Origin of the sequence: Vibrio sp. 10N.222.54.A3, assembly GCF_041474095.1 — a bacterium.
GTDB classification, from domain to species: domain Bacteria; phylum Pseudomonadota; class Gammaproteobacteria; order Enterobacterales; family Vibrionaceae; genus Vibrio; species Vibrio crassostreae_C.
The window spans coordinates 54,306-77,890 of the sequence record NZ_JBFRTN010000021.1 but is presented as its reverse complement, the minus strand read 5'-3'; the positions used below and the strand labels follow the sequence as shown (position 1 = coordinate 77,890).

At 44.9% G+C, this 23,585-nt stretch carries 17 protein-coding genes; 6 read left to right on the top strand and 11 right to left on the bottom strand.

Translation table 11 applies throughout. The features are described 5' to 3' along the window. Nucleotides 1-506: 506 nt before the first annotated feature. The 4 genes from codB (at nt 507) to AB4507_RS06340 (ending at nt 5,078) form a co-directional block, all read left to right on the top strand. Nucleotides 507-1,745 (top strand): cytosine permease, encoded by a 1,239-nt coding sequence (gene codB / locus AB4507_RS06355; RefSeq protein WP_032545811.1) that lies wholly within the window; start codon nt 507-509, stop codon nt 1,743-1,745. Between the two features lie 9 nt (nt 1,746-1,754). Next, nucleotides 1,755-3,032: a cytosine deaminase gene (locus tag AB4507_RS06350; RefSeq protein ID WP_017068656.1), complete on the top strand. Its 1,278-nt coding sequence runs from the start codon at nt 1,755-1,757 to the stop codon at nt 3,030-3,032. Nucleotides 3,033-3,390: 358 nt separating this feature from the next. Then, on the top strand, nt 3,391-3,603 hold the full coding sequence (locus tag AB4507_RS06345) for a cold-shock protein (RefSeq protein WP_004740083.1): 213 nt from the start codon (nt 3,391-3,393) through the stop codon (nt 3,601-3,603). 458 nt (nt 3,604-4,061) lie between these two features. Next, on the top strand, nt 4,062-5,078 hold the full coding sequence (locus AB4507_RS06340) for a GGDEF domain-containing protein (RefSeq protein WP_017060611.1): 1,017 nt from the start codon (nt 4,062-4,064) through the stop codon (nt 5,076-5,078). 127 nt (nt 5,079-5,205) lie between these two features. Here the strand turns inward: AB4507_RS06340 and AB4507_RS06335 are convergent, their stop codons facing one another. Next, the gene (locus AB4507_RS06335) at nt 5,206-5,802 is read right to left on the bottom strand and encodes a malate synthase (protein WP_017060610.1); all 597 of its coding nucleotides are present in this window, start codon (nt 5,800-5,802) and stop codon (nt 5,206-5,208) included. A 169-nt stretch (nt 5,803-5,971) separates the two neighbouring features. Between AB4507_RS06335 and AB4507_RS06330 the strand changes: the two genes are divergently transcribed. Further along, nucleotides 5,972-7,501 carry a DUF3612 domain-containing protein gene (locus AB4507_RS06330; protein ID WP_081090203.1) on the top strand — a complete coding sequence of 510 codons (1,530 nt, stop codon included), beginning with the start codon at nt 5,972-5,974 and terminating at the stop codon, nt 7,499-7,501. Between the two features lie 567 nt (nt 7,502-8,068). Here the strand turns inward: AB4507_RS06330 and AB4507_RS06325 are convergent. Then, a complete protein-coding gene (locus AB4507_RS06325) occupies nt 8,069-9,718 on the bottom strand; it encodes a DEAD/DEAH box helicase (protein ID WP_017060608.1) in 1,650 nt (549 codons plus the stop codon). A gap of 163 nt (nt 9,719-9,881) precedes the next feature. After that, nucleotides 9,882-11,237: a diguanylate cyclase gene (locus AB4507_RS06320; RefSeq protein ID WP_372182414.1), complete on the bottom strand. Its 1,356-nt coding sequence runs from the start codon at nt 11,235-11,237 to the stop codon at nt 9,882-9,884. Nucleotides 11,238-11,520: 283 nt separating this feature from the next. Between AB4507_RS06320 and AB4507_RS06315 the strand changes: the two genes are divergently transcribed. Further along, nucleotides 11,521-12,663 (top strand): DUF3541 domain-containing protein, encoded by a 1,143-nt coding sequence (locus tag AB4507_RS06315; protein ID WP_372182412.1) that lies wholly within the window; start codon nt 11,521-11,523, stop codon nt 12,661-12,663. 119 nt (nt 12,664-12,782) lie between these two features. Here AB4507_RS06315 and AB4507_RS06310 read toward each other — a convergent pair whose 3' ends face one another. The 8 genes from AB4507_RS06310 to AB4507_RS06275 all read right to left on the bottom strand — a co-directional run bounded on the left by AB4507_RS06310 (nt 12,783) and on the right by AB4507_RS06275 (nt 23,274). Then, complete coding sequence (locus AB4507_RS06310; protein ID WP_372182411.1) at nt 12,783-13,394, bottom strand: class I SAM-dependent methyltransferase; 612 nt, start codon at nt 13,392-13,394, stop codon at nt 12,783-12,785. Then, nucleotides 13,394-14,647 (bottom strand): sensor histidine kinase, encoded by a 1,254-nt coding sequence (locus AB4507_RS06305; protein ID WP_372182410.1) that lies wholly within the window; start codon nt 14,645-14,647, stop codon nt 13,394-13,396. The genes AB4507_RS06310 and AB4507_RS06305 overlap by 1 nt, the downstream gene beginning before the upstream one ends. Further along, the gene (locus AB4507_RS06300; RefSeq protein WP_372182408.1) at nt 14,644-15,354 is read right to left on the bottom strand and encodes a response regulator transcription factor; all 711 of its coding nucleotides are present in this window, start codon (nt 15,352-15,354) and stop codon (nt 14,644-14,646) included. Before AB4507_RS06300 ends, AB4507_RS06305 begins: the two co-directional genes overlap by 4 nt. 135 nt (nt 15,355-15,489) lie before the next feature. After that, on the bottom strand, nt 15,490-18,678 hold the full coding sequence (locus AB4507_RS06295; protein WP_372182407.1) for an efflux RND transporter permease subunit: 3,189 nt from the start codon (nt 18,676-18,678) through the stop codon (nt 15,490-15,492). A gap of 2 nt (nt 18,679-18,680) precedes the next feature. Beyond that, nucleotides 18,681-19,910, bottom strand: coding sequence for an efflux RND transporter periplasmic adaptor subunit (locus AB4507_RS06290; protein ID WP_372182405.1), 1,230 nt, complete (start codon nt 19,908-19,910; stop codon nt 18,681-18,683). After that, nucleotides 19,907-21,340, bottom strand: coding sequence for a TolC family protein (locus AB4507_RS06285; protein ID WP_102320598.1), 1,434 nt, complete (start codon nt 21,338-21,340; stop codon nt 19,907-19,909). The genes AB4507_RS06290 and AB4507_RS06285 overlap by 4 nt, the downstream gene beginning before the upstream one ends. A 114-nt stretch (nt 21,341-21,454) precedes the next feature. Beyond that, nucleotides 21,455-21,724, bottom strand: a complete 270-nt coding sequence (locus tag AB4507_RS06280) for a hypothetical protein (RefSeq protein ID WP_372182404.1) — start codon at nt 21,722-21,724, stop codon at nt 21,455-21,457. Between the two features lie 341 nt (nt 21,725-22,065). Next, nucleotides 22,066-23,274: a NupC/NupG family nucleoside CNT transporter gene (locus AB4507_RS06275; protein WP_102320600.1), complete on the bottom strand. Its 1,209-nt coding sequence runs from the start codon at nt 23,272-23,274 to the stop codon at nt 22,066-22,068. Nucleotides 23,275-23,585: the final 311 nt, after the last annotated feature.

Here is a 23,585-nt window from a genome sequence, read left to right as displayed (position 1 = left end):
AACGCTCAAATACGCACCAGATTGCTATAAAACTGCCGTTTTACGTGGTTTTAAAAGTTGGCACACTAACTGCAATGTATATATTGACCCTTCTTAAGCCGAGGGTCACCTAGCCAACTGACGTTGTTAGTGAACCTATTCTTGTTCACAAAATATATAGGCCAATTGCGATTATTGCGATTGGCTATTTTTTTGCCTGCAGTTTGGCCAACCGCCCTCTTTTTCGATACAGACACCCATTCAGACGTATAATAATAAGCATTCATAGCCAACCAAGAACAGCAGATAACCAACGCATTATAGAAAACGTTTTCTATTTGTTTTTTTTAAATAAAGACAGAAAATAACCCTATGTTTTACAAGATAATTACTGCAATAACTGGTTTTTATGGGCAATTATTGACAAAATTAGCATTGACTATGTGATTTATATCACCATAATGCGCAAGTTTGCCTGCAATACGGCGACCGTTAATTTTAATTTTGATCATTTGCGGAGGTAAAAAATGGCTGCTGATAATAACTACAGTCTAGGGCCGGTTCCTACATCGGCTAGGAAAGGAGTCGCTTCACTCACCATGGTAATGCTTGGACTCACTTTCTTCTCTGCAAGTATGTGGACAGGTGGTTCACTCGGGACAGGTCTTTCATTCAACGATTTCTTCCTCGCCGTTCTCATCGGTAACCTAATCCTCGGTATTTACACTTCTTTTCTTGGCTACATCGGCTCATCTACTGGCCTCTCTACCCACCTCCTTGCTCGTTTCTCTTTCGGTACTAAAGGCTCATGGCTTCCTTCTGCTTTACTTGGTGGTACACAAGTCGGTTGGTTTGGTGTGGGTGTTGCGATGTTTGCTATTCCAGTACAAAAAGCAACGGGCATTGATACCAACACCTTGATTATCGTATCTGGCTTATTGATGACGGGTACAGTGTACTTCGGCATTCAAGCGCTAATGGTGCTTTCAGCGATTGCAGTGCCTGCGATTGCGATTCTGGGTGGTTACTCAGTACTGACTGCGGTAGACAGTGTTGGTGGACTAGAGCAATTGCAACTTATTAAACCAGAGACGCCAATGGACTTTTCAATGGCTCTTGCAATGGTTGTAGGTTCGTTCGTAAGTGCGGGTACGTTAACGGCCGATTTCGTTCGCTTTGGTAAAAAGCCAGCAAGCGCAGTATTAATTACTATGGTTGCGTTCTTCATCGGTAACTCGCTGATGTTTATCTTCGGCGCAGCAGGAGCAGCAGCAACCGGTCAGGCTGATATTTCAGATGTGATGATCGCGCAAGGTCTGCTGCTTCCAGCCATCATCGTGCTTGGCTTGAATATCTGGACAACCAATGAAAATGCACTTTATGCATCCGGTTTGGGTTTATCTAACATCACTGGTCGCTCAAGTACTACAATGTCTATCATTAACGGCATTATCGGTACGATTTTCGCACTTTGGTTATACAACAACTTCGTTGGTTGGTTAACCTTCCTTTCGCTGGCGATTCCACCAATTGGTGGCGTAATCATCGCCGACTTCTTCGCGAACCGTAAACGTTACAAAGATTTTGCAAATGCAGAGTTCCAAACCGTTAACTGGGCTGGCATTATCGCGGTAGCAACAGGCGTAGCCGCTGGTCACTTCCTACCTGGCGTTGTTCCTTTGAACGCAGTGTTAGGTGGTGCAATCAGTTACCTCGTGCTTAATCCTCTATTGAACAAAAAAGCTCTGAAATCTCAGGCCGCTTAAGGACACACTATGACAACCTTATTAATCAAGAACGCGAAACTTCAAGACCAAGAAGGCTTGAAACAGATTCTGATTGAAAATGGTCAATTTTCTCGCATTCTCGATAATGGCGCGCAAATCAATCATCAAGGCGACATCCTTGATGCTGAAGGTGGCATTGCAGTTACTCCTTTCTGTGAACCGCACATCCACCTAGATACTACTCAAACTGCTGGTGAGCCTAACTGGAACATCTCTGGCACTTTGTTTGAAGGTATTGAGCGTTGGGCTGAGCGCAAAGAACTGCTATCAATCGAAGACGTAAAGTCTCGTGCCAAGCAAACACTGAAATGGCAGATAGCTAACGGTGTTCAACACGTTCGTACACACGTTGATGTGTCTGACCCAACACTCGTTGCGTTAAGAGCGATGGTTGAAGTTCGTGAAGAGATGAAAGAGTGGGTCGACATCCAGATCGTTGCATTCCCTCAAGAAGGTATTCTTTCATACCCTAACGGCAAAGAGTTGCTTGAAGAAGCAGTGAAGATCGGCGCTGACGTTATCGGTGCTATCCCTCACTTCGAATTCACTCGTGAATACGGGGTTGAATCTTTGCATTATGTGTTCGAGCTTGCACGCAAGTACGACTGTCTAATCGACGTTCACTGTGATGAAATCGACGACGAACAGTCTCGCTTTGTGGAAACATTAGCAGCCCTTGCTCATAAGTTTGAAATGGGCGAGAAAGTAACTGCTAGCCACACCACTGCAATGGGTTCGTACAACGGTGCTTACACATCTCGCCTGTTCCGTCTATTGAAGATGTCAGGTATCAACTTCGTGGCAAACCCGCTAGTGAACATTCACTTACAGGGCCGTTTCGACGATTACCCGAAACGCCGCGGTGTAACGCGCGTTAAAGAGATGCTAGCAGCAGACATCAACGTTTGTTTTGGCCACGATGATGTGTTTGACCCATGGTACCCACTGGGCACAGCGAACATGCTTCAAGTTCTGCACATGGGACTGCATGTAACACAGGTTATGGGCTACGACCAAATCAACAACTCACTTGATTTGATCAGCAAGAACTCTGCTCGCACATTGAACATTCAAGACAACTTCGGTATCGAAGAAGGTAAGCCAGGTAGCTTGCTGATTCTTCCTGCTGACAATGGCTTTGATGCAGTACGCCGCCAAGTACCAGTGCAGTACTCAATACGCCACGGTAAGGTGATTGCAGAGACTCAACCAGCGAAAACAAAAATAAATTTAGATCAAACTGAAGATATCAACTTTAAGCGTTAATATCGTCTATACTAATGATCAAAAGGAAGCTGAGATGCTTCCTTTTGTTGTGTTGGACGAAGCGACAAAACTATCACTAAATCAGTGTAAATCTTGTACATTCGCACGGTATGACAAAAAAAGCACAAATTTCTTAAGCAATGCGTGTACATCTCAAAAGACTGTGTTAAGATGCTCTCGCTCTGTTAGCCGGAGTTATTTAAGTTAGATGAATAGTAAAAAATTGACATGTAAAATCGTTACCCGTTTTTGTAAGTAGTTTTTCCTTATTTCTTAGCAATATTAAATAATTCAATTATCAGCGCATTGCATTAAATGCAATCAACAACTTAGAAAATTTATGAATAAGGGACAAATTATGTCTAACACAAATACTGGCACTGTAAAATGGTTTAACGAAGAGAAAGGTTTCGGCTTCATTTCTCAAGACAACGGCGGCGCTGACGTATTCGTACACTTCCGTGCAATCGTTTCTGAAGGCTTCAAAACTCTGAAAGAAGGCCAAAAGGTTTCTTTCGAAGTTGAAAACGGTCAAAAAGGCCTACAAGCAGCAAACGTTGTTGCTCAATAATTAGCTCTTATAGCTAAAAAGAATTTTAAAGCGCTGATTTTTATCGGCGCTTTTTTATGCCTGCTCATAAACATTTCCCCTCTTGATGCAAGCTTCACCCGTTAACTCTGAACAAATACAAATCACCAGCCAAGCCTCCCAATCTAACCACTCTCAGTTAAAGCTCGACGCCCAAATAACTTCACTTTTTGTATGCACTTCCAGAGACAACAACACTCATTTCTCAGCAATCTTTTGATACTAACTCACGCTACGCCGAAAGTTTGATAAGCCCAAATATGGTTAAAGAACAATCCATTAGATTGTACTTATGAATACGCAATCGATATTCATAATAAAAATGAGTTATTTATCCAATCCTCATCCACTAATTATATAATTTTTAAAGCAAAGACCTTCGAAATCCGCTAACCTTGTTCGCAAGTGGCTTAGTTGTTTTGGTATCTGCAGTAAAAATAATGAACAAAGACGAATTTCAGAAATCCACCGCAAATCTAAAAAAAGCGGTGCCTCTTATGATGAAGAACAGGGTGTCAACGACACCTGCAAATTACGCACTTTGGTACACCTATGTCGATAACGCTATTCCCCAGCTGACTCAAGACATGGATGGTGTTTTAGAACACTACGGTATTTGTCCTCCTGCCGTTGGTGAGCAGCTATACAACAATTATGTTGCCAGCAAATCCGAAACCAATATCAATGACCTTCGCGCTAATTTGGAACTGTTAGTTTCTGAAGTTTCCAATTCAATGAATGACACCCTGACCGACACCTCCGCTTTTTCTGACATGATCGATAAAAGCTTCGAGGACTTGGCTCGTGTTGATAATGAAAGCCTATCTATTGATGAAGTCATGTCCTTAGTTCGACAGCTGGTGTCTGAATCCCGTCATATTCGTCACTCTACTCAGTTTTTAAACTCTCAGCTAAACTCTGCAACCTCAGAGATCACCAAGCTAAAAACCCAGTTAGTAGAAGTTCAGAAAGATGCGCTTTTCGATAGTACAACCACACTCTATAACCGTCGCTCTTTCGACCGTGACATAGAAACCCTGTGTGAAGCACAACAATCTTTGTGTCTGATTCTTCTCGATATCGACCACTTTAAAAATTTCAACGACACCTATGGCCACTTGTTTGGCGATATGGTGCTTAAAGCGATCGCTCGCAAGCTGAAGTTAAGTTGCCGTGAAGGTATTTCTGCCTATCGATTTGGTGGTGAAGAGTTCGCGCTGATTGTGCCTAACAAGTCTTTGCGTATTGCTCGTCAACTCGCTGATACCAATCGTCGCTCTCTAGAAAAGCTGTCGATTAAAGATCGCCGCAGTGGTCAACAAGTCGGCAGTATCACTGCATCGTTTGGTGTCGCTGAACTTGAACCCGGCGAATCAGCTCAATCGCTGATTGAACGTGCTGATAAGCTACTTTATGAAGCGAAATCACTTGGCCGTAACCGAGTCATGCCTTTGTAAAACACACCAACAATGCTCTTATCGACATATTAGTCGGCTCGTATTGAGACTAGAAAGCCCCAAAGACATTATCTTCGGGGCTTTTTCTTTAGTTGTATAAATTACTTTAGCTAACTAGGATTCACCGTTAGATCTGGAAGCAATAATTCAAGCAGTAGTCTTCACCACTCTTTGCTCTGAACTCTTTATCTTCACTGCATGCCTTTGGTTTACCCTTTGCGTCACCTTGAATCAAACTGATCCAGTGGCGCATCGCTGCAATGGTCTCTTCACGCATTGTGGTTGTTGCTTCCATTGGTGATTGGCCAAACGTGGTGCATGATTCCAACTGAATATCATCAATTTCTACTAGCTCAATACAACCTGTCCCTTTGTGGCAACCAAACATCACCTCTAGGTGGCTGCCACTGCCATCTCGAAACAAGATAGAGTCTGGGTCGTTCTTTTCACCCATGTACGCTACAAACTGCTTAGGGTGCTTCAGACCGCTGTGCTGACCGTCTTTAAAGTAAGCCATAATATGGCGGTAATCGACTACGTAGCTGGTTACGTCTTGATGTGAGCCATTCTCTAGTGGGAATAGTCGATCAAGCAGCTGCTTTGCTTTCACTTGCTTTTCAGTTTGCTGATTAGCATTGATTGTCTCCACGGCAAAGACAGCTTCAGCGATAAATGGCTTTGATTGTTTTTGGATTTCTGTTTTATCGAATGTAAGCATATTCATAGTCTTTCCCTCTTGACCAGTCCGGTGATAACCACCGATTTCTACAGCAAAAATGTGTCCTAGAGCAATTATTCCAAACTAACGTTTAATTTATTTGTCATTTTGTGAATTGCTTAGTTTGTAGATTAGCGCTTTTTTACATACAATTTCACAACAAAAATTTTACAATGTGAATTTTACAAATATGGCCTTGTCAAAAAGTTTAGTTCGTCAGTCACATTTCCTAGGTACGAAAATACGTAACCTAAGAAAACGTAACCATTTAACGATGGAAGACCTGTCTGCGCGTTGTATTAGAATCGACCCAGAATGTGCTCCTTCCGTTTCTTACCTTTCAATGATTGAACGTGGAAAGCGGGTTCCGAGCATCGATATGCTGGAAGTGATTGCACAGGTCTTTCAGAAGAATCCGACGTGGTTCCTCGACGACGAATCTGAACAACAAGCCATTGCTCCTGATAAGGGGAATCGCGGTGGGATAAGTGGCATGGCGCTCGAGCCGAGCTTCCTATTCTCAAACGACATCCTGCAAATTGCGATTCCTGAGATGCTGTCACAAACGGGCATTTCAGGCCGCCAGTTTGCGCACCTCTTGATTCGAGCACACCAAGAGAGCAACCAGAACCACTTCCCTGACCTTGAGCGCGCTGCGGAAGAGGTAGGCTTAAAACGTCTTAACCTCAGCGTAGAAGACCTGATAGACATCGCTAGAAGCCTAGGAATCAACATCCGCTGGGTGACGCGCACGCCGCAAGACGTCGTCGATGAGCTCGGAATTAACGCTAAGCAGTTAGTGACCTCCTTCTTTGAGCCTCCCGGTACTATCTTCTTAAACGAGATTCTTAAAGAGTATCCAACTCGTCTGAAATACGACCTTTCGGTTTATATCGGTCATTGCATTCTGCACAGCAAAGAAGGCCTAAAGAGTGTGTTGTCGGTCGGTAACAACAACACGTGGGACGACAACCAGGTATCAGGCTCTTCACAGCTCAACTCCCAAGATATTCTTCAAGCATGGCGAGACTTTGAATCCAGCTTCTTTGCTGGCGCACTTCTGTGCCCGAAAGTCCCGTTTAGGCAGCTACTTGACCGCACTGGTTACGAAATCGACGTTCACAAAAGAGCAGGGGTTTCCCCCTCTGTTGCGATGCGTCGAATGACTGTAGTATCGCCCTACCCTCACTGGCACTACTTTGATGCTTATGGGCCGGGGAAACTCAAGGCGGTATATCGCGGGAACGGGATTCCGCTACCTTGGGGAAATATGAGAACGGTCGCTGACCCATGTCAACATTGGGCTGTGTTCCGTCGATTATCAGAACCTCGAGCGGGAAGCTCGGCTCAAATCTCCATTTTGAACGTGGGTGATGAGCCAAGAATCTACTGCTGTGAATCCATCAATATGACGGATCCTGCGGGTAACAATCGTGTGTTGTGTGCTGGTATAGATCTCAACCCTGCGATTGATGCTCAAGGCGGTAATTCAAGAGACATAGCAGAGCAGCTTAAAGCGTCATGCGTTAACAATGGTGGCTCTGTGGCAATTCCGCGTAACATCAAAAAAGATCTCACGACAATAGCCAAGATTCTAAATATAAATTGGATTGAACGTGGGATTGAGACAGAGGCGAGGCTTATCTGCTCCAGAGGTGGAGAATGCCCACGCCAACCAAGCTGTTACTCTAAGTGTGGTGAGTAAAAAAGTAATAACAAAAAATAGAACCTAAATTTCAGGCAAAAAAAAACCAATCACAATAAGGGTGATTGGTCATATATTTTGTGTGAACAAAAAAGGTTCACTAACAACGTCAGTTGGCTAGGTGACCCTCGGCTTAAGAAGGGTCACCATTACTAATGCAGCATGCGTGCCAACTTTTAAAACACGTATTTACTACGCATCTGGACACGTATTGGCCGGATATCCTTGTTTGTTTTGCAAACTGGAATTGCAAATTGCAAAATCCAACAAAAACGCTAGTGATTATGTTATTATTAATGAATAATTAAAGATTCATTACCCTTCCCAAAAATGTCATATTTCCCTTAGATTCAATCACTTTAAACAGCAATAAACCTCCCCTAGCTTACTCAAGCTATACGGTTACTCAACATAAACAACACCCTAAACAACGCCCATAAAAAAACGCGAACATTGAGATTCAATATTCGCGCTTATTCGATTTCTATGACAGAAAGAACTTAACCCACGAGACGCCTTTTTATAAAGCGACTCATGTTCGTTGCTCTTTCAATATCTCAGAAAAGATTACTTCTGAGGAGCTGGCTTAGAACGGCTTCGAGACGGTTTGTTTGTAGAAGGTTTGTTGCTTGTCGGCTTATTTGACGACTTGCTTGGGCCGTAGCTACCGCCGTAACCAGACTTCTTAGGTTTGCCTGCAGGTTTACCCGCGTTGTTTGGCTTACCAGTACCGTTAGATTTACCCGCACCGCTTGGTTTGCTCAGAGTGTTCTGAGCACCTGCGTTATTTGCAGCAGGTTTATTGCCCGCACTACCGCGTTTAAAGTTGCTGCCGTTGTTTCTTACTGATTTATCTTCAGTTGTCGCAGCTGAGTTGTTTTCAGCAGGTTTCTTACCAGATGTCGGCTTACGCTTTGGAGCCGAACCATTACCAGCTACATGACGCTTGTTCTTACCTGCTGGCTTGTGCCCGCGAGCGTTATCACCAGAGCGTTGACCATCAGCATGTTCACGTGGCTGTTTTGCTTTCTTCGGTTTCTTAGGCTTGATTGGACGTGAATCCAACCGAGACTCAGGTAACTTATTTACTGGAGAGAAACCTTCCAGTTCACGACGCTCTAGCACTTGTTGAATCAGGCGTTCAATACCGAACAGCTCACCCACTTCATCAGCACAAACCAATGAAATCGCTTTACCTACTTCACCTGCACGGCCAGTACGACCGATACGGTGTACATAGTCTTCTGATACATGAGGAAGATCGAAGTTAACTACTTGAGGCAGTTGCGGGATATCGATACCACGAGCGGCGATATCAGTTGCAACAAGTACTCGTACCTTACCTGTTTTGAAGTTCTCTAAGGCTTTAGTACGTGCACCTTGGCTCTTGTTACCATGGATAGGTGCAGCAGTGATGTCTTGCTCTTCAAGGAAGCGAGCAAGCTTGTTCGCACCGTGTTTCGTCTTGCTGAACACCAACACTTGTTGCCAATCGTTATCTTTGATTAGCTTCGCTAGCATTGCGCTCTTTTTCTTTTTGTCTACTGGGTAGATGCTTTGCTCAACCGTTTTTGCCGTTGAGTTTGCAGGGCTTACTGAAATCTCAACAGGATTGTTCACCAAGCCTTTCGCTAAGCTGCGGATATCATCAGAGAACGTCGCTGAGAACAGTAGGTTCTGACGCTTCTTAGGCAAGAAAGCTAAGATCTTACGAATATCGCGGATGAAACCCATGTCTAGCATGCGGTCCGCTTCATCTAGCACTAGGATTTCTAGTTGGTCAAAACGCACTGCATTTTGGTTGTATAGGTCAAGTAGACGACCAGGTGTTGCCACCAACACGTCACTACCTTTACGCAGTTTTTGCATCTGAGGGTTAATCTTCACACCACCAAACACTACCGTCGAAGTCAGCGGTAAGTTAATACCGTACTTCACTACGCTGCCATTCACTTGCGCAGCAAGCTCACGAGTTGGCGTTAGCACGAGCGCACGAACTTGGTTCTGACGTACGCGAGTACCTTTCGATAACATTTCAAGAATAGGTAGCGTGAAGCCTGCAGTTTTACCTGTACCTGTTTGAGCAGCGGCCATAACATCTTTGCCCGTTAGGACAGCTGGCACGGCTTTCTCTTGTATTGGTGATGGCTTATCGTAACCTTGTGCTTCAATAGCTTTAAGGATCGGTTCAGAAAGGCCAAGGGAGGTAAAACTCATAGATTATTTTCTCAGTTGAATAACATTTAGTATGAGCAACACGTTAAAAAGTGCGTTGCTTCAGCTTTTGCTCATCAAATACATTGATACGGAGCAAAGCGCGGTATTCTGAGGCTTTTCCCCCCATTCAGCAACTAAATTCTAATCGCAGCTAAAATTCAACCTAGATAACTTGTCGCTTCTGTTCGTACATTTTTTCATCAGCGGCTTTCAAGAGCGCATCGACATCATTGTAGTTACTATTGTGAATAACCCAACCCACACTGATTCTGAGATAAATAGAGTGCGCTTCGTACACAACTGGCGCCGAGCATATCGCCTTTCGTAGTTTAGTCACGATTGAAGATACGTGTTGATCATCGATGATGCGCGGCAACAAGACCAAGAACTCATCACCGCCTATCCTTGCAACGATATCTGAAACACGCAGCTCACTTCTTATGCGGTTAGCACACTCAATCAATACCTGATCGCCTGCCGCGTGACCATAAGTGTCGTTGATTGCTTTAAACCCATCGAGGTCGATATTTACAACGGCAAAGGTTCTCGCTCTCTGTTTTTGAGTGGTTTTGAAGGCCTGTTTGAGGCTATACATGAAGTATCGACGATTCGGTAACATCGTTAGCTCATCATGCATAGAGCGGCTATCTGCAATCCGGTACAGACGATAAATAGTAAAGAAGGCAAACGCCAACACTAATATAATGGAGTAGCCTACCAGCCTTACCGCTTGGATTCGATACCAAGGCTCATCCATCAATACATGTTCGTTACCGGAGAGAGCAAGGTACCAACCCCCGTATGGAAAACTCACCTGTTCAGTGGCAAACGCATTATCAAACACATCCTGAGTACCATAAAAGACAGCGCCATCTTTCCCTGAACTGTTTGCACCACGAATTGCTAATTCATACTTTTTCTCGATCTTGCCGATTCCAACATCTTCAAACAGCTCATCTAAACCGATAACAGCACTGGAGACACCCCAATAATCTTGATTAAAAGGCGGATCTCGGAAGATCGGAGTACGCGTAATGAGGGCTTGCCCACCTTGAAACAACTCAAAGGGACCAGCAATAAAGGTGTTGCCAAGATTACGGGCTATCTCAACAGACTCCCATTGATTTGGGTGATCACGATAATTAATACCGAGAATCTGCTCATTACCTTCCAGCGGGTAAACAAAATTTAGAATGTCGTCTTTGGCGAGTCCGATAAGTCGAATATGGAAGCCATCTTGAATGATATTCTCAGCAATCTTATCCCAATTTTTCACCTCACCATCGGGGTTGATGGTCACTAAGGTCGAGAAATTATTGAGGATATACATATCTGACACGATCGCGGCTTCAATCCGAGAACGAATAATGGATAGTTGCTTTTTTGCCTGTGAATACGATTCGTTTTTAAGAAAAGTTAATTGCTTGGCATGAAAGAACTCAATTGCGCTTACTATCGCAAGGAAAAAAAGAAAAGCTACTACTCTGGCAGACCACTGCTTGCTAGAACCACTTGGCATTTACGAACCTCTAACACTATTGTTCTATATACTGCCTTATAACGGCTCATTTCTGGCTTATTGCTCCAGTATGCCGCTAAGTCATTAAAAATCCATACTAACGTCGACTATCTATCAAATATTGAGTGATCCATCACTTCAAAATTCTTTACTAAACGAATGGTTTAATCAAAAAGGGTTAGTGAACCTTATAAAGCTTACATTGTATTGACTCAACGCTTACATTGAAGGATTCATCAATGTTATTTTACATAGACTAATAATCAGCTTGGTACCTCACGACATGAAGTTAAAAACTATCACACTGTGTACATTGCTATCAGCCTCGGTTGCCGTTCACGCACAAGAAAACGTTCAAGCGCCAACCGCAGTGAACGTTCAATCCCAAGCAGATTCGCTCAATTCTCAAGAACAATCTTTCAAGCAATCTGCAGACCTAATTCGCACCACCTACGAAAGCCAGCTTTACACCCTGCCTGCATTCAAAGAAGGTCACTACGGGCTGCGCATGTATCGTCAAACATTAGACGATAAGTATTCGGCGGCAGTTTGGAGTGACATGGCTCGAGTAGCAAGCAAGCTCAGTACCCTGTCGAATGACGTTCAAACCATGGAACAAATCGTACTCTACTCAGAGAAGCGAGTTGCATCTTATATTGGTGATAACGATGAGCGCAGTATTCGACGCTACAACATCACCAAGCACATGCCTGAATACCTTTACCTTGGTGTTGACCTTCTAGGCTCTATGGCTCGTGCTAACGAATACGGTTTAGAACACAAGAACGATGCCAAGCTACGCGAAATCATTCGTCGCTATGACTTCTCACGATACGTGACCAATGAAGACATGGTGAAAGCGTGGGCTGCTCAATTAGCGAATCAGGTTTACTGGTTGCGCCAACTGGGTGAACAAGATGTCGTTGATGAGTTCGTCGATACCTTCAAAAAAGCATACCCAAACGATAAAGACAGAAAGCTTTCAAGCCAGCAATACGGTAATAAGATCTATGGTATGACACACGTCATCTTTGGCGACTCAGAATATTACCAACATCAAGTCCGCGAACAAGATCATCAATGGATCTACGATTACTTCAGAGAAAACATCGATACGATTCTGCTGCGTGCGAAAGAAGATGTGATTGCTGAGGTTGGATTAACCTTCTTGTTGGCAGGTTTAGAAGATGACCCAGTTGTAGAGAAAACTCGACTCGCGATTCAAGCTTCAATCGATGAGAAACAAGGCATGATCCCTTCAATTACTGGCGATTTTGACCTTGAGTACGGTGAACACCGCAACGTGCTAGCAATCATGCTACTCGATTGGCAGCAAGTGAATGAAGCGCCGACTTATGAGGGCAACCCTAAAGTGTTTACTAACATCCCTTACGGACTCATTAAAAACCAGCCGCAGAAGAACTAGCAACATACCTAGCCGAGGTTAATCTAAGAACCTAAAAAGCCGCACACCTTTCGAGGCCTGCGGCTTTTTTTATTCTTTCCACACCATCGCTTCGCTCTGGCTTAGGTTTGAGTTTGAGTTTAGAGGCAGACTTTGTTCATCACTATCGTGAAATCCCCTTCTGCGTAACCTTCTATTAAAGAAACATCCTCACAAAGCGTTTTACAGAAGCGATACACGCCCTGAGGGTGATAACTCATCAAGGTATTACGTGAAGGATATTGGCTTGAGTTGAGAAGATTAAAAATCACCGTCTGATTCGCTAATTCAAACATACGAGTGATCATATTTGTTAGGTAATCAGAATCACGAGAGATATAGTTCAGTGAACCACTCGCGATGACAATGTCGTGCGCCTCAAGGTTCATTTTACTCATATCACCCGACAAAAACCGACAACGATCTTCTGTATAGTTTTGCTTCGCCTTCTTAAGAAAGCCTGCGTGTTGGTCAACACCAGTGTAATAGCGAATACGGTAGATACTGTCGAGCAGCTCAAACAGCTCGCCATAGCCGCAACCCAAATCTAACACACTCTTATTTTCGAAGTCCGCCGCACGAGCGATCACTTCAAAGCGACACAACTGGCTCTCTTCGCTAGTCCAACCTAAAGCTTTAGCCTTGTCGCCATTCGAGCGGTTAGTCTGCTTTCGATGATAGCGATACACCTTCCAACGATCGAGCCAGTGCATTACGAGAAATCCACCCACACTTCACGACCACCAGCCAGCTCTTGGTTATGGTACTGCCATTGATATTGCACGAGCAGCTTTTCGGTAAGCTCTAACCCTAGACCAAAGCCCAAATGATTGTCTTCTATCGTGCCGTCAGTATTGTGATTAACAATGGTGACTTTCGAGTCTACCTGAACGATGCCCACAGTACCGCTCCCTGTGTGTTGGAAAGCATTGCGAATCAAATTGGTCAGCACAATTCGAGTGAGTCCGACTGGCAACTGGCATTGTGTATCGTCGCTTTCAAGGTTCACAGCCACGGCTTTGCCATTCAATAGATAGCTTAAATCGTGGTTTATTTGTTGCAGCAGTTCGCCGAGATGTACGTTTTCCAGAGGCAGATCTTTGTCTTGTTGTCGGGTAAGCCACAACAAGGTTTCTGTCAGGTCTGTCATGGTGAAACCCGCGCGCTTGATTCGATCTATGACTTCAAGCTGCTTTTCTGGGCTCTTACCCTTTTGAATCAGCTTCTCTAGCAGTTCACTATTTGTTCTTGTGACCGCAATAGGAGTACGTAATTCGTGGCTCGCGTAACCCAAAAATTTCTGCTCTCGTTCTAAGCTGTTTTGAACCGAACTCAAACTATCACGAATGATGTTAGCCAAGGTGTTCAGTTCACTGAAGTGAAAATCAGGTGTCGGTTCATTGAGATTATCTTTATCTAGCGATTTGGCCCAGTTCTTTAGCTGCTCAACAGGCGATGCCACCTTACGTAACACCAAAACCAAAATAACGAAAAACAATACAATCGCACCCAGTGCGGTCAAAAGAATCGTGATAAAGTGCGGAAGCCCTTCATCATTAATGAAAGGGTCATGTTTTTGAGCAAACACCGCAGATACATAACGAACCTCATTACCTTTCATCACCTTCATGGCGAAATAGCCTTTCTCGGGAGGTGAGAATATAGATTTACCAATGATTATTTTGGTCATGCGGTTGAATTGCAGTTCGTTCTGGTTGAGGTTGTTCTGAATACTTTGTGGCAAGTCGCTCCATTGGGTCGCCACCGTAAATTCTTGATTGGTCATAGGCTTGCCCGCCTTCACCGCATCTTGCTGAGCTTGGGCAATCATAGAGCCACGCATCGCGATATCCAAACCCGAGACAAAGTAGTTTACGCTCAATGCAGATAGAACCAGAATCATCGTCACACCAGTGACCAGAATCGCCAATAAAACGTAGATCCTTAAACTAGGTCTGATCTTCATGCTTGTCGTAACTCCTTAATCGCAAACCCTTTACCCGCTATAGTATGCAGCAGCTTATTGTCTTGATCCGCATCCACTTGTTTACGCAGGTTGAAGATATGCACTTTCAAGCTGTTACTGTCTGGTTGATCGTCACCCCACACGCCCTGCATGATGGTCTCGCGAGAAACAGGGTTAGGGCTAGAGCGCATCAGGATTTCTAATATTTTCAGAGCTGTAGGTGAAAGTTTTAGGGGAGAATTATCGCGATAGGCTTGATGCTGTTTGAGATCGATTTCCAAATCGCTTACCGACAAGCGGCGAACCTGACCACTGCGTCGCTTCGCCAACACTTGCACTCGAACAATCAACTCTTCCATTGCAAAAGGTTTCACCAGGTAATCATCGGCCCCTTTTGAAAAGCCTGTCAGCTTATCATCAAGCGTATCACGTGCAGTGAGCATCAAAACGGGTGTATCAATGCCCTGCGCTCTGAGATTCTCACATACCTGCAAGCCGTTCATTTTAGGCAAATTGAGATCGAGAATTACCGCGTCATATCGGTTTGCTTCGATGAGGTTGAGTCCAGCTAAACCATTCGCTGCATGATCGCACTGGATATCTTCTAAATCGAGGTAATCAATAACCGCAGTGGCTAAATCGAGGTCGTCTTCAACCAAAAGCAATTGAAGCTTATCTGTGAATTTATTAGTGACGGATTCTGCCATCGTGACGACCTCTATTGTTAGTTGTAGTGTAGCTTTATAGTGATCTTTAATATCTTGTTCGGTAATGAACCTAGACCGAAGTTGCTGAGCCTCGCTCGGCAATCATCAGCCTAGATATCATTAGCTTAGCCATTGTTAAGCTGTTTGTTCAATGCCTTTGACGCGATTTGTGATTTTAAGAATCAGAGACTTAATCTCACACTGAATCATTAACAATGCTGGCGTTAGAATCAGTGTAATAAACGTCGCAAACAAAATACCGTAGCCTAGCGCCGCTGCCGCAGGGATCAGGAACTGAGCCTGCAGAGACGTTTCACTTAATAGTGGCGTCAAACCTGCGAACGTGGTGACCGATGTGAGTAACACGGCTCTTAGTCGACCAGAACACGCTTCAACAATCGCATCGTGAACCGACTTACCTTTCTCTTTGATTAGCTCGTTAAAACGAGAAACCAACAACAAGCTGTCGTTCACCACCACACCGCTCAACGCAAGGATACCGTTTAACGATAGGATACTGATTGTTAAGTCATTCCACCAGTGCCCTAAGATTGCCCCAACAATGCCAAATGGAATCGCTGTCATGATGATCAAAGGTTGAATGTAAGACTTCAGCGGGATAGCAAGCAGCGTATAAATCGCTATCATGGCAAGTATGAACATACTCATCATTGAACTAGCCGTCTCTTCTTGTTCTTCCGTTTCGCCAGCAAAGTCGACCGTTAATCCCGGGTATTGCGCTTCTAAATCGGGTACTAATGTGTCTTGCAACTGATGAACAAGCTCAGCAGGTGCAACCACGTCTTTATCTAATACTGCACTGATGTACACCGCTCGTTGGCTATCAATACGTGTGATCTCTGATACTTGGTAATCAGAATATACTTCAGCAACGGTGCTCAAAGGCACCACGGTACCGTCGTTGGTTCTCACGCTCGATTGCTTGATATCCGCAATGGTTTGGCGATCCGATTCTGGGTAGCGCACACGGACTTTTACCTCATCCTTACCACGTTGGAACTGCTGAACAATATCACCACCAAACGCTTGCAATACTTGCTGTGAAAGACTTGCAGTATCAAAGCCTAACGCACGGCCTTGCTGTGTTAATTCAAAACGATACTGAGGCTCACCAAGATCCAAGTTATGGTCAATACCACTCACACCTTCAATCGCTTGCAGCTTGGTTAAGAACTCATTACCCGCCGCAGTCACTGATTCTTCGTTCCACGCTTTCAATTCTACTTTGAAGTTGTCGACCATCTCCATTTTAGACAAGACTTTGAGCTTCTTAACCCCTTCCATCTGGCCCACAGTCTCTTGCCAAGCATCAGCAAACTCATTCGATGTGTAGACACTGTCGCTGTCCAATTCAATTGTAACTTGACCAGAGTCATCAGCATCCGCGATAACTTGAAGACTCAGCAGTTCAGATGCTTCATCTTGAGCACCGTATTGCGCTCTCAGAGTTTCATCCGTTTGGGTTGCCGCCGCTTCAAGCACCAACAAGTTTTGTTGTGTTTGACCAAAGCTCGCATCGTTTTGCATCGACATATCGGCAGTTACCGTATCGCCCGGCATATCAGGGAAGAACGCTACACGAACCGCCCCCGTCATTGGTAACCCAGCAACTAAAATAAGCAATGACAAGAAAACCATCACTACCGCATAACGCAGTTTCAACGCCCATTCAATTACGGGGCAGTAGATACGCTTATTAAACCAACCTAGCCCAGTATCGGCAGCATGTTGAACGCGAGCCCACAGCCCCTTCTTCTCACTACGCTTAGTATTAATATGAGCAAGGTGCGATGGCAGAATGAACTTAGACTCAACTAAAGACAGCAACAAACAGATAATCACGACCGTGCCGAATTGAGCGTAAATTTGCCCCATTTTACCGTCAACATTCGCTAACGCTAAGAAGGCAACAACTGTCGTTAACACACCAAATATAGTTGGTGATGCCACCTTCATGGTGCCTCGTATAGTACTGCCTATCGAATCGCCTTCTTCTTTGCGCGTGGAATAGATACTTTCCCCAACCACCACCGCATCATCGACTACTATCCCGAGCGCCATAATGAAACCAAAGGTGGTCATTTCATTGATGGTTAACCCCATGAAGGTATCTGTCATGAAGAACATGGTGCCAAAAAAGACAAACGGTAAGCCAGCTGCTACCCAGAAAGCGACACGCACGTTTAAGAATACCGCTAACACCATGAACACCAATGCAATACCGGTGAGCGCGTTCTTCATCAATAGGCTTAAGCGGTCTTTGATCATGGTACTTTTGTCGTACCAAGTTTCGATTTCGACATCGCTCGGCAGCATGTTGCTGTTTTCCCAGCGTTCTACCACTTTCTCTGCTTGTTCAACAATGCTGACGACGTCTCCGTATTCATCCATCACGATCTGAATTGCCATCGCATTCTGTTGGTTATAGCGAGACAGCATGAAAGTGTCGTCGGCAAACATGTCTTCTACATTGGCAATATCACCCAAGGTAATTTGCGTACCGTCAGTCGTCGTCATCACCGGAATCGCATTGAAATCTTGGATCTCATACGCCTGTTCAGAAACCTTCAAACGAACCGTTTTTTCGCCATTGCGAAGGCTAGTCGAGATAGCCGCAGAAGATTCCGCATTGATCGCTTCAGAAACGTCAGTCAGAGTTAAGCCGTAAGCCTGTAGCTTGTTCTCATCAACCTCAACCGAGATCATAGGATCGGCTTTGGCTTTGATTTCCAAATCACGAATGGATGACTGGCTCAGTAGATCTGATTTCAATTGCTCGGCTAAGCTCTGCAGCGTTGCTCTGTCTGCATCCCCATAAAGCTGTACCCATAAGGCATGATCTTGCATGCGAGCTTTATCAATCACAGGATTATCAGCGCCAGAAGGCAGGTTATTGATCGCATCTACCTTGGTTTTTACGTCGGCTAATAGGGTATCAAGATCGTAAGTGCTGGTTTTTTCGATCGAAACATGGCTGCCATTCGCATCAGACGTTGACGTAATACGCTTAATGCCCGGTACGGTTTCTAACGCATCTTCAATCTTAATCGCTAGGCCTTCTTCCGCCTGAATAGGGTCACCACTGTCATAAGTCACAGATACAGTTACCACATCGGGTTCAAGGCTTGGAAATGCTTCTTTACGTAGCGTGTTAAGCGATAAAAGACCGATGATGATCACGCCCACTAACAACAAATTCGCCGCTACAGAGTTATTCGCGAACCATGCGATTGCGCCAGTGTGTGGTTTAGTTGGCTTCTGGTTACTGTCCGCTTGGTTATTCGGTTTCAACTCATGAGACATGACTAACCCTCCGCCTTAGCCAGAACGACCATGCCCGCTTTAAAGCTGCTTAACGGACGCTTAACCACTTGTACACTGTCACCAATTTCCACGCCCAGTTTGGTAGGGTCGATATAAATCAAACCACCCTTTTCAAATTCAACATTCGCGTTTGATTTCGAAAGTTGACCGCTATCATCCACAAACCACAGGTCACCTTGTTGCGAAAGTGCAGAAGCCGGAAGCTCCCACAATTGAGTTAGTTGCTTACCCGAGATCGTTGCTTGCACGAACGTGCCTGGATAAAGATCTTTCTCTTGATCCAAAGGATTATCGACTTTAACGATCAATGAACGTTGACGCGTGTCTTGTTGTAAATGCTGCTCTACTCGCTCAACATAACCTTGCCATTGGAATTGACCATCAGAACTCGATAGAGTCACTGGCCACGGCTGCTCTTTCAGTTGGGTGTTATCGCTGTTGGGTAGGCTCAACCATTGGCTTTCAGAAAGGGGGACAGAAACTTCAACCTCATCAACGCTGTATAACGTGGCTATCTGAGCGCCCGTTTGTGCGTAGCTTCCCGGTTGAACATCACGGCTCACGACCAACGAATCAAAAGGGGCAACCAAGGTTGTTTTTTCGAGGTCTTGCTCAGCCTTTACCAACTCTAGCTTGGCGTTCTCCAAGGCTGCTGTTACTTGTGCCAGTTGTGGCTCACGTAATACTAAAGGTGAATCCGGCTCGCCAGACAAACCAGAACGTTGCCATTCAGACTTAGCTTGTTCGCCTTGCCTCTGTTCTTCCAATAAATCCAGTTGAGCTTGAGCAACATTCGCCTTCGCTTGGGTTACCGCTTGTTGGTAACTGGTCGAATCGATATTAGCGATCACTTCACCTTGGCCAATCACTTGCCCAGTTTCAAACTGCGAGCTGATTGTCTCTACTCGACCACCAACTTCCGTCGAAAACATCAGCTCATAACGCGACTTCGCTTCTCCGTACCCCACCACTTCTGCTTGGTAGTCACCGAGAGTGACAAGTACCACAGACACTTGCTGTTGTTGTGAAGCTGGCAAGGTCGTCGTATCAATAGACTTGGTTTGAATAGGCGTAGCTTGAGGCTCTGAAACCGTTAGTTCATTCGTCTTTTTAGGAGCAGGAGCCACTTGTGAACCATTGTAAGCAAGGGCAGCAAAAATGCTTGAACCAGCAACTAAGGTGATTGCAATTGTGATGGTGTTCAGTTTCATGAAGATACTCCCAAGCCCAGAGCTAGGCCTAAATCAATTCGGTTTACGAGACGGTTATAAATGGTTTGTGTTAACTGCGCTTCAAGGTCATAGGTTTGCTGCTGAACAGTAAGTAGATCAAAAATGTCGACCAAGCCCTGACGGTATTTCTCTTCATAGCTAGTGAAGCTGCGTTGTGCGCTTACCAAGGCGTTCGTTAGGTGTTGCTGTTGAAGCGTTAATGAGGACTCTTGCCCCATTGCGTTTTCCACTTCATTCACCGCATTGAGCAGTGTTTCTTGGTAAGCCCAGTAGCTGGTTTCTGTGGTTAGGTCAGCAATTTCTGCCTGTGCTTTTAGCTTGCCACCTTGAAACAGTGGTGCTGACACTTGGCCAAGCGCACTCCACAAAGGCCCGGTAAGCAGAGCTTCGCTCGGAGAATCCGCCATATCGGTTAGGCTGGCAGATAAGCTGATAGATGGCAGCATCGCTTTGTACGCCGCGTCAGCACGCAATGTTTCTGCTTCGATATTAAAGAAAGCGGCTTGAAGATCGGGACGACCTGCTAGATCTTGTGTCGGCATGTTTTCTAGCGGATTAATGATGGTTGGGAATGAACCGAGCTCAGCAAGGGATAGCTCATCAGACTCACCACTCCATTGCCCTGTTAACAAAACCAACTCACGTCGACTTTGTGCAAGCTGCTCACGGTAATCAGCTAAGGTTGCTTGAGTCGATGCGCTGCTGGTTTTTGCATTATCTAGATCTTCAAGGCTACCTAGCCCTGCTCGATAACGTTCTAAAACAAGTTCTTCATTGTTTTCTAGAATCACCAAACGCTGCGTTTCAATATCAACAAGCTGTTGCTTCAAACTGATATCAAGCCAACCTCTCATCACACTCGCGACCAAAAGATCTTGAGCGCCCTGAAGGTTAGCCTGAGACGTCGCAATGTCTTTCAAAGCGGCGTTGTTTGTGTCTGCAAGCTTCTGCCATAGATCGAGCTCCCAACCAACCGTGACATCAGTGGTGTAGGTTTCAGTAGTGCTTGAGCCGTTAGTGCCTTCGTCAGCTTGACCAGAAAAGCTCGCATCGACGGTTGGTAAGCGATCACCTGAAGTTACACCTTGCTGCGCATAAGCTATTTTGAGTGCTGTAATGCTTTGTTGGAGGCTTGGGCTGTTCTGCAGAGCGCGCTCGATATAGAGATCGAGCTCCGGTGCATTCACTAAATCGGTCAGTTGTAGGTTTTCAGCGTCTCGATCTTGTTGAGTCGACGCTTGATCACTAGAAGCCTGTTGAATCAGCTCTGCGAGTAAGCTTTGTTGTGTCTGATTAGTGCTTTGCTCAGCGAGTGAAACATAGTCGGCCTGACTGGTTGTCGTGCATCCCATCAATCCGATTAGAGCAAGTGAAATAAGGGAATGTTTTAAAGGAAGATTCAATTTCATCTTCTTGTCTCCTGTAAGAATGGAGACAAGATAACGAGCTGGGGGTTAAGAGAGGGTTAAGGCGAACGTTAACCCCAAAAGAAAATACAAAAAGCGTACGTTTAAACTTCAGCTTTACGCTTCTGACTTGCTTGAAAAGAGCCCACCGATTTTATAACCGATCGCATAGCAAACCACGGCGACAGTAACAAACACCAATGCCGAGAAGAAATACGCTACAGACGCTGCGACACCAGCCCCCCACACCACGCTGAACACTAAACCGAGATAAGCCTCTTTTGGCCACTTGTAGATAGGAAACTGAGCGCCGCCAGCAATTAGGTAAACCATCGCAAACAAGCCAATGAAGGTAACAATAAGACCGATGAGAACGCGAATGTTCATGGAGAGACCCTTGATTAATTTAGCTTGGTTGCCATTGTTCCTAATCGAAAGCGGATATGCTTAGTCGGAACCGAATATTCTCAATCGAAATCGAATATTCTCAATCGAAATCGAATGTTCTTAATCGAAGCCGAATATTATTAATCGCAACCTGATGATATTCAAGTATATCGGATAAAAGGAACTGGCTCTATTACTCTTCCGAGTGAGCTTTTACTCACGATAGACAAATCACAGTCGACGGCCAAAACCTGATTTCGCCTGATTAACAGGCACAAAAAAGCGGACACCCTCCTTACGTTAACTCCGTAAGTAAAGTGTCCGCTTTAACTGAATATAGCTTAAAGCAGGATGAAAATACCCGCTAAGCATGCACTCATTAGGTTTGCTAGCGTACCAGCAGCTACAGCCTTCAAACCTAAGTTTGCAACTTCAGCACGGCGCTCTGGTGCCATAACACCGATTGAACCTAACTGAATCGCGATAGAACCAATGTTAGCAAAGCCACATAGAGCAAAAGTCACGATCACTTGGCTGTGTTCAGATAACAGAGCTTTGTTCTCAACGAAGTCGATAAAAGCAACAAACTCGTTCATAACGATCTTCTGACCGATGTAAGAACCTGCCATCAATACTTCATCACTCGGGATACCGATCAGCCATGCAAGAGGCGAGAACAGGTAACCGAAGATAGCTTGCAGCGTAATGCCCGCAAAACCGAACGTTTCACCTAGGCTTTCTAGGCCAGTGTTGACCATCGCAATCACACTCACGAATGCAACCAACATAGTACCAACCGCTACCGCAACCTTCATACCGTTCATCGCGCCGCTTGCCAATGCATCAATCACGTTGCTTTGGTCAGCTTTATCTAGCTCAATGTGGTCGTAATCACTTGGTGTGCTGCGCTCAGGAACAATGATCTTCGCCATTAACAGACTGCCCGGAGCCGCCATAAAGCTTGCAGCGATAAGGTATTTAAGCTCAACACCAAGGCCAGCATAACCACCAAGTACACTACCCGCTACCGACGCCATACCACCTGCCATTACAGCAAACAGTTCCGAACGAGTCATAGACTTTAAAAAGGGACGAATAAGAAGAGGAGACTCACCCTGAGAAAGGAAGATATTACCTGTAGCAACCAGAGATTCAGCTTTACTTGTACCCAGCAGTTTTTGCACCGCTCCGCCCAAGATTTGAATCACTTTCTGCATAACGCCTAAATAATAGAGCGCAGAGATCAAAGCACTGAAGAAGATAATGATTGGAAGTACGCGAATCGCGAAAATGAAACCTTCAGTAGCCAGATCACCAAATAGGAAAGCGATACCAACGTCTGCAAAACCAAGCAAACTCGAAACGCCATTGCTTAGGCTTGTTAACGCCAGTTGTCCCCAAGGGAAATACAATACTAAGGCTGCAAAACCGATTTGAAGTAATAGTGCACGAGAGACCGTTTTCCAGTTAATTGAAGAACGACTTTCAGATAACAGGTACGCGCAAGCAATCAGTGCAAGAACACCGACAAAACCAAATAGAATATTCATAATGTGTCCTAGTAATCCTTAAAGAGTGAACATGAGCCAAGCAAATGACATCAAAGGAACAGGACAAAGAACCGCAAGCAAAACGCTACGCGATGAAGGAGCTAACAGGGTTAGCGAATGTAACAACGAGTTGTTCATGTAAAAAATCACCTTATACAAGCAGTGGAACGTAGCTGGTCCGGTCCGTGGGGTCATTCACATATCCATGTGACGGCTTGTATTGGCTAAGCACCGGCTTAAAACCGGAAGAGAAGTATAAACAGTTAAGTGAGACTTTCATCACATTTTTTGACGCAAACGATCGCGCGGTC

Bases quoted from the DNA above. Each gene is read 5' to 3' on its own strand.
- codB (WP_032545811.1), top strand. From the start codon at position 507: ATGGCTGCTGATAATAACTACAGTCTAGGGCCGGTTCCTACATCGGCT.
- AB4507_RS06350 (WP_017068656.1), top strand. From the start codon at position 1,755: ATGACAACCTTATTAATCAAGAACGCGAAACTTCAAGACCAAGAAGGC.
- AB4507_RS06345 (WP_004740083.1), top strand. From the start codon at position 3,391: ATGTCTAACACAAATACTGGCACTGTAAAATGGTTTAACGAAGAGAAA.
- AB4507_RS06340 (WP_017060611.1), top strand. From the start codon at position 4,062: ATGAACAAAGACGAATTTCAGAAATCCACCGCAAATCTAAAAAAAGCG.
- AB4507_RS06335 (WP_017060610.1), bottom strand. From the start codon at position 5,802: ATGAATATGCTTACATTCGATAAAACAGAAATCCAAAAACAATCAAAG.
- AB4507_RS06325 (WP_017060608.1), bottom strand. From the start codon at position 9,718: ATGAGTTTTACCTCCCTTGGCCTTTCTGAACCGATCCTTAAAGCTATT.
- AB4507_RS06320 (WP_372182414.1), bottom strand. From the start codon at position 11,237: ATGCCAAGTGGTTCTAGCAAGCAGTGGTCTGCCAGAGTAGTAGCTTTT.
- AB4507_RS06315 (WP_372182412.1), top strand. From the start codon at position 11,521: ATGAAGTTAAAAACTATCACACTGTGTACATTGCTATCAGCCTCGGTT.
- AB4507_RS06310 (WP_372182411.1), bottom strand. From the start codon at position 13,394: ATGCACTGGCTCGATCGTTGGAAGGTGTATCGCTATCATCGAAAGCAG.
- AB4507_RS06305 (WP_372182410.1), bottom strand. From the start codon at position 14,647: ATGAAGATCAGACCTAGTTTAAGGATCTACGTTTTATTGGCGATTCTG.
- AB4507_RS06300 (WP_372182408.1), bottom strand. From the start codon at position 15,354: ATGGCAGAATCCGTCACTAATAAATTCACAGATAAGCTTCAATTGCTT.
- AB4507_RS06295 (WP_372182407.1), bottom strand. From the start codon at position 18,678: ATGTCTCATGAGTTGAAACCGAATAACCAAGCGGACAGTAACCAGAAG.
- AB4507_RS06290 (WP_372182405.1), bottom strand. From the start codon at position 19,910: ATGAAACTGAACACCATCACAATTGCAATCACCTTAGTTGCTGGTTCA.
- AB4507_RS06285 (WP_102320598.1), bottom strand. From the start codon at position 21,340: ATGAAATTGAATCTTCCTTTAAAACATTCCCTTATTTCACTTGCTCTA.
- AB4507_RS06280 (WP_372182404.1), bottom strand. From the start codon at position 21,724: ATGAACATTCGCGTTCTCATCGGTCTTATTGTTACCTTCATTGGCTTG.
- AB4507_RS06275 (WP_102320600.1), bottom strand. From the start codon at position 23,274: ATGAATATTCTATTTGGTTTTGTCGGTGTTCTTGCACTGATTGCTTGC.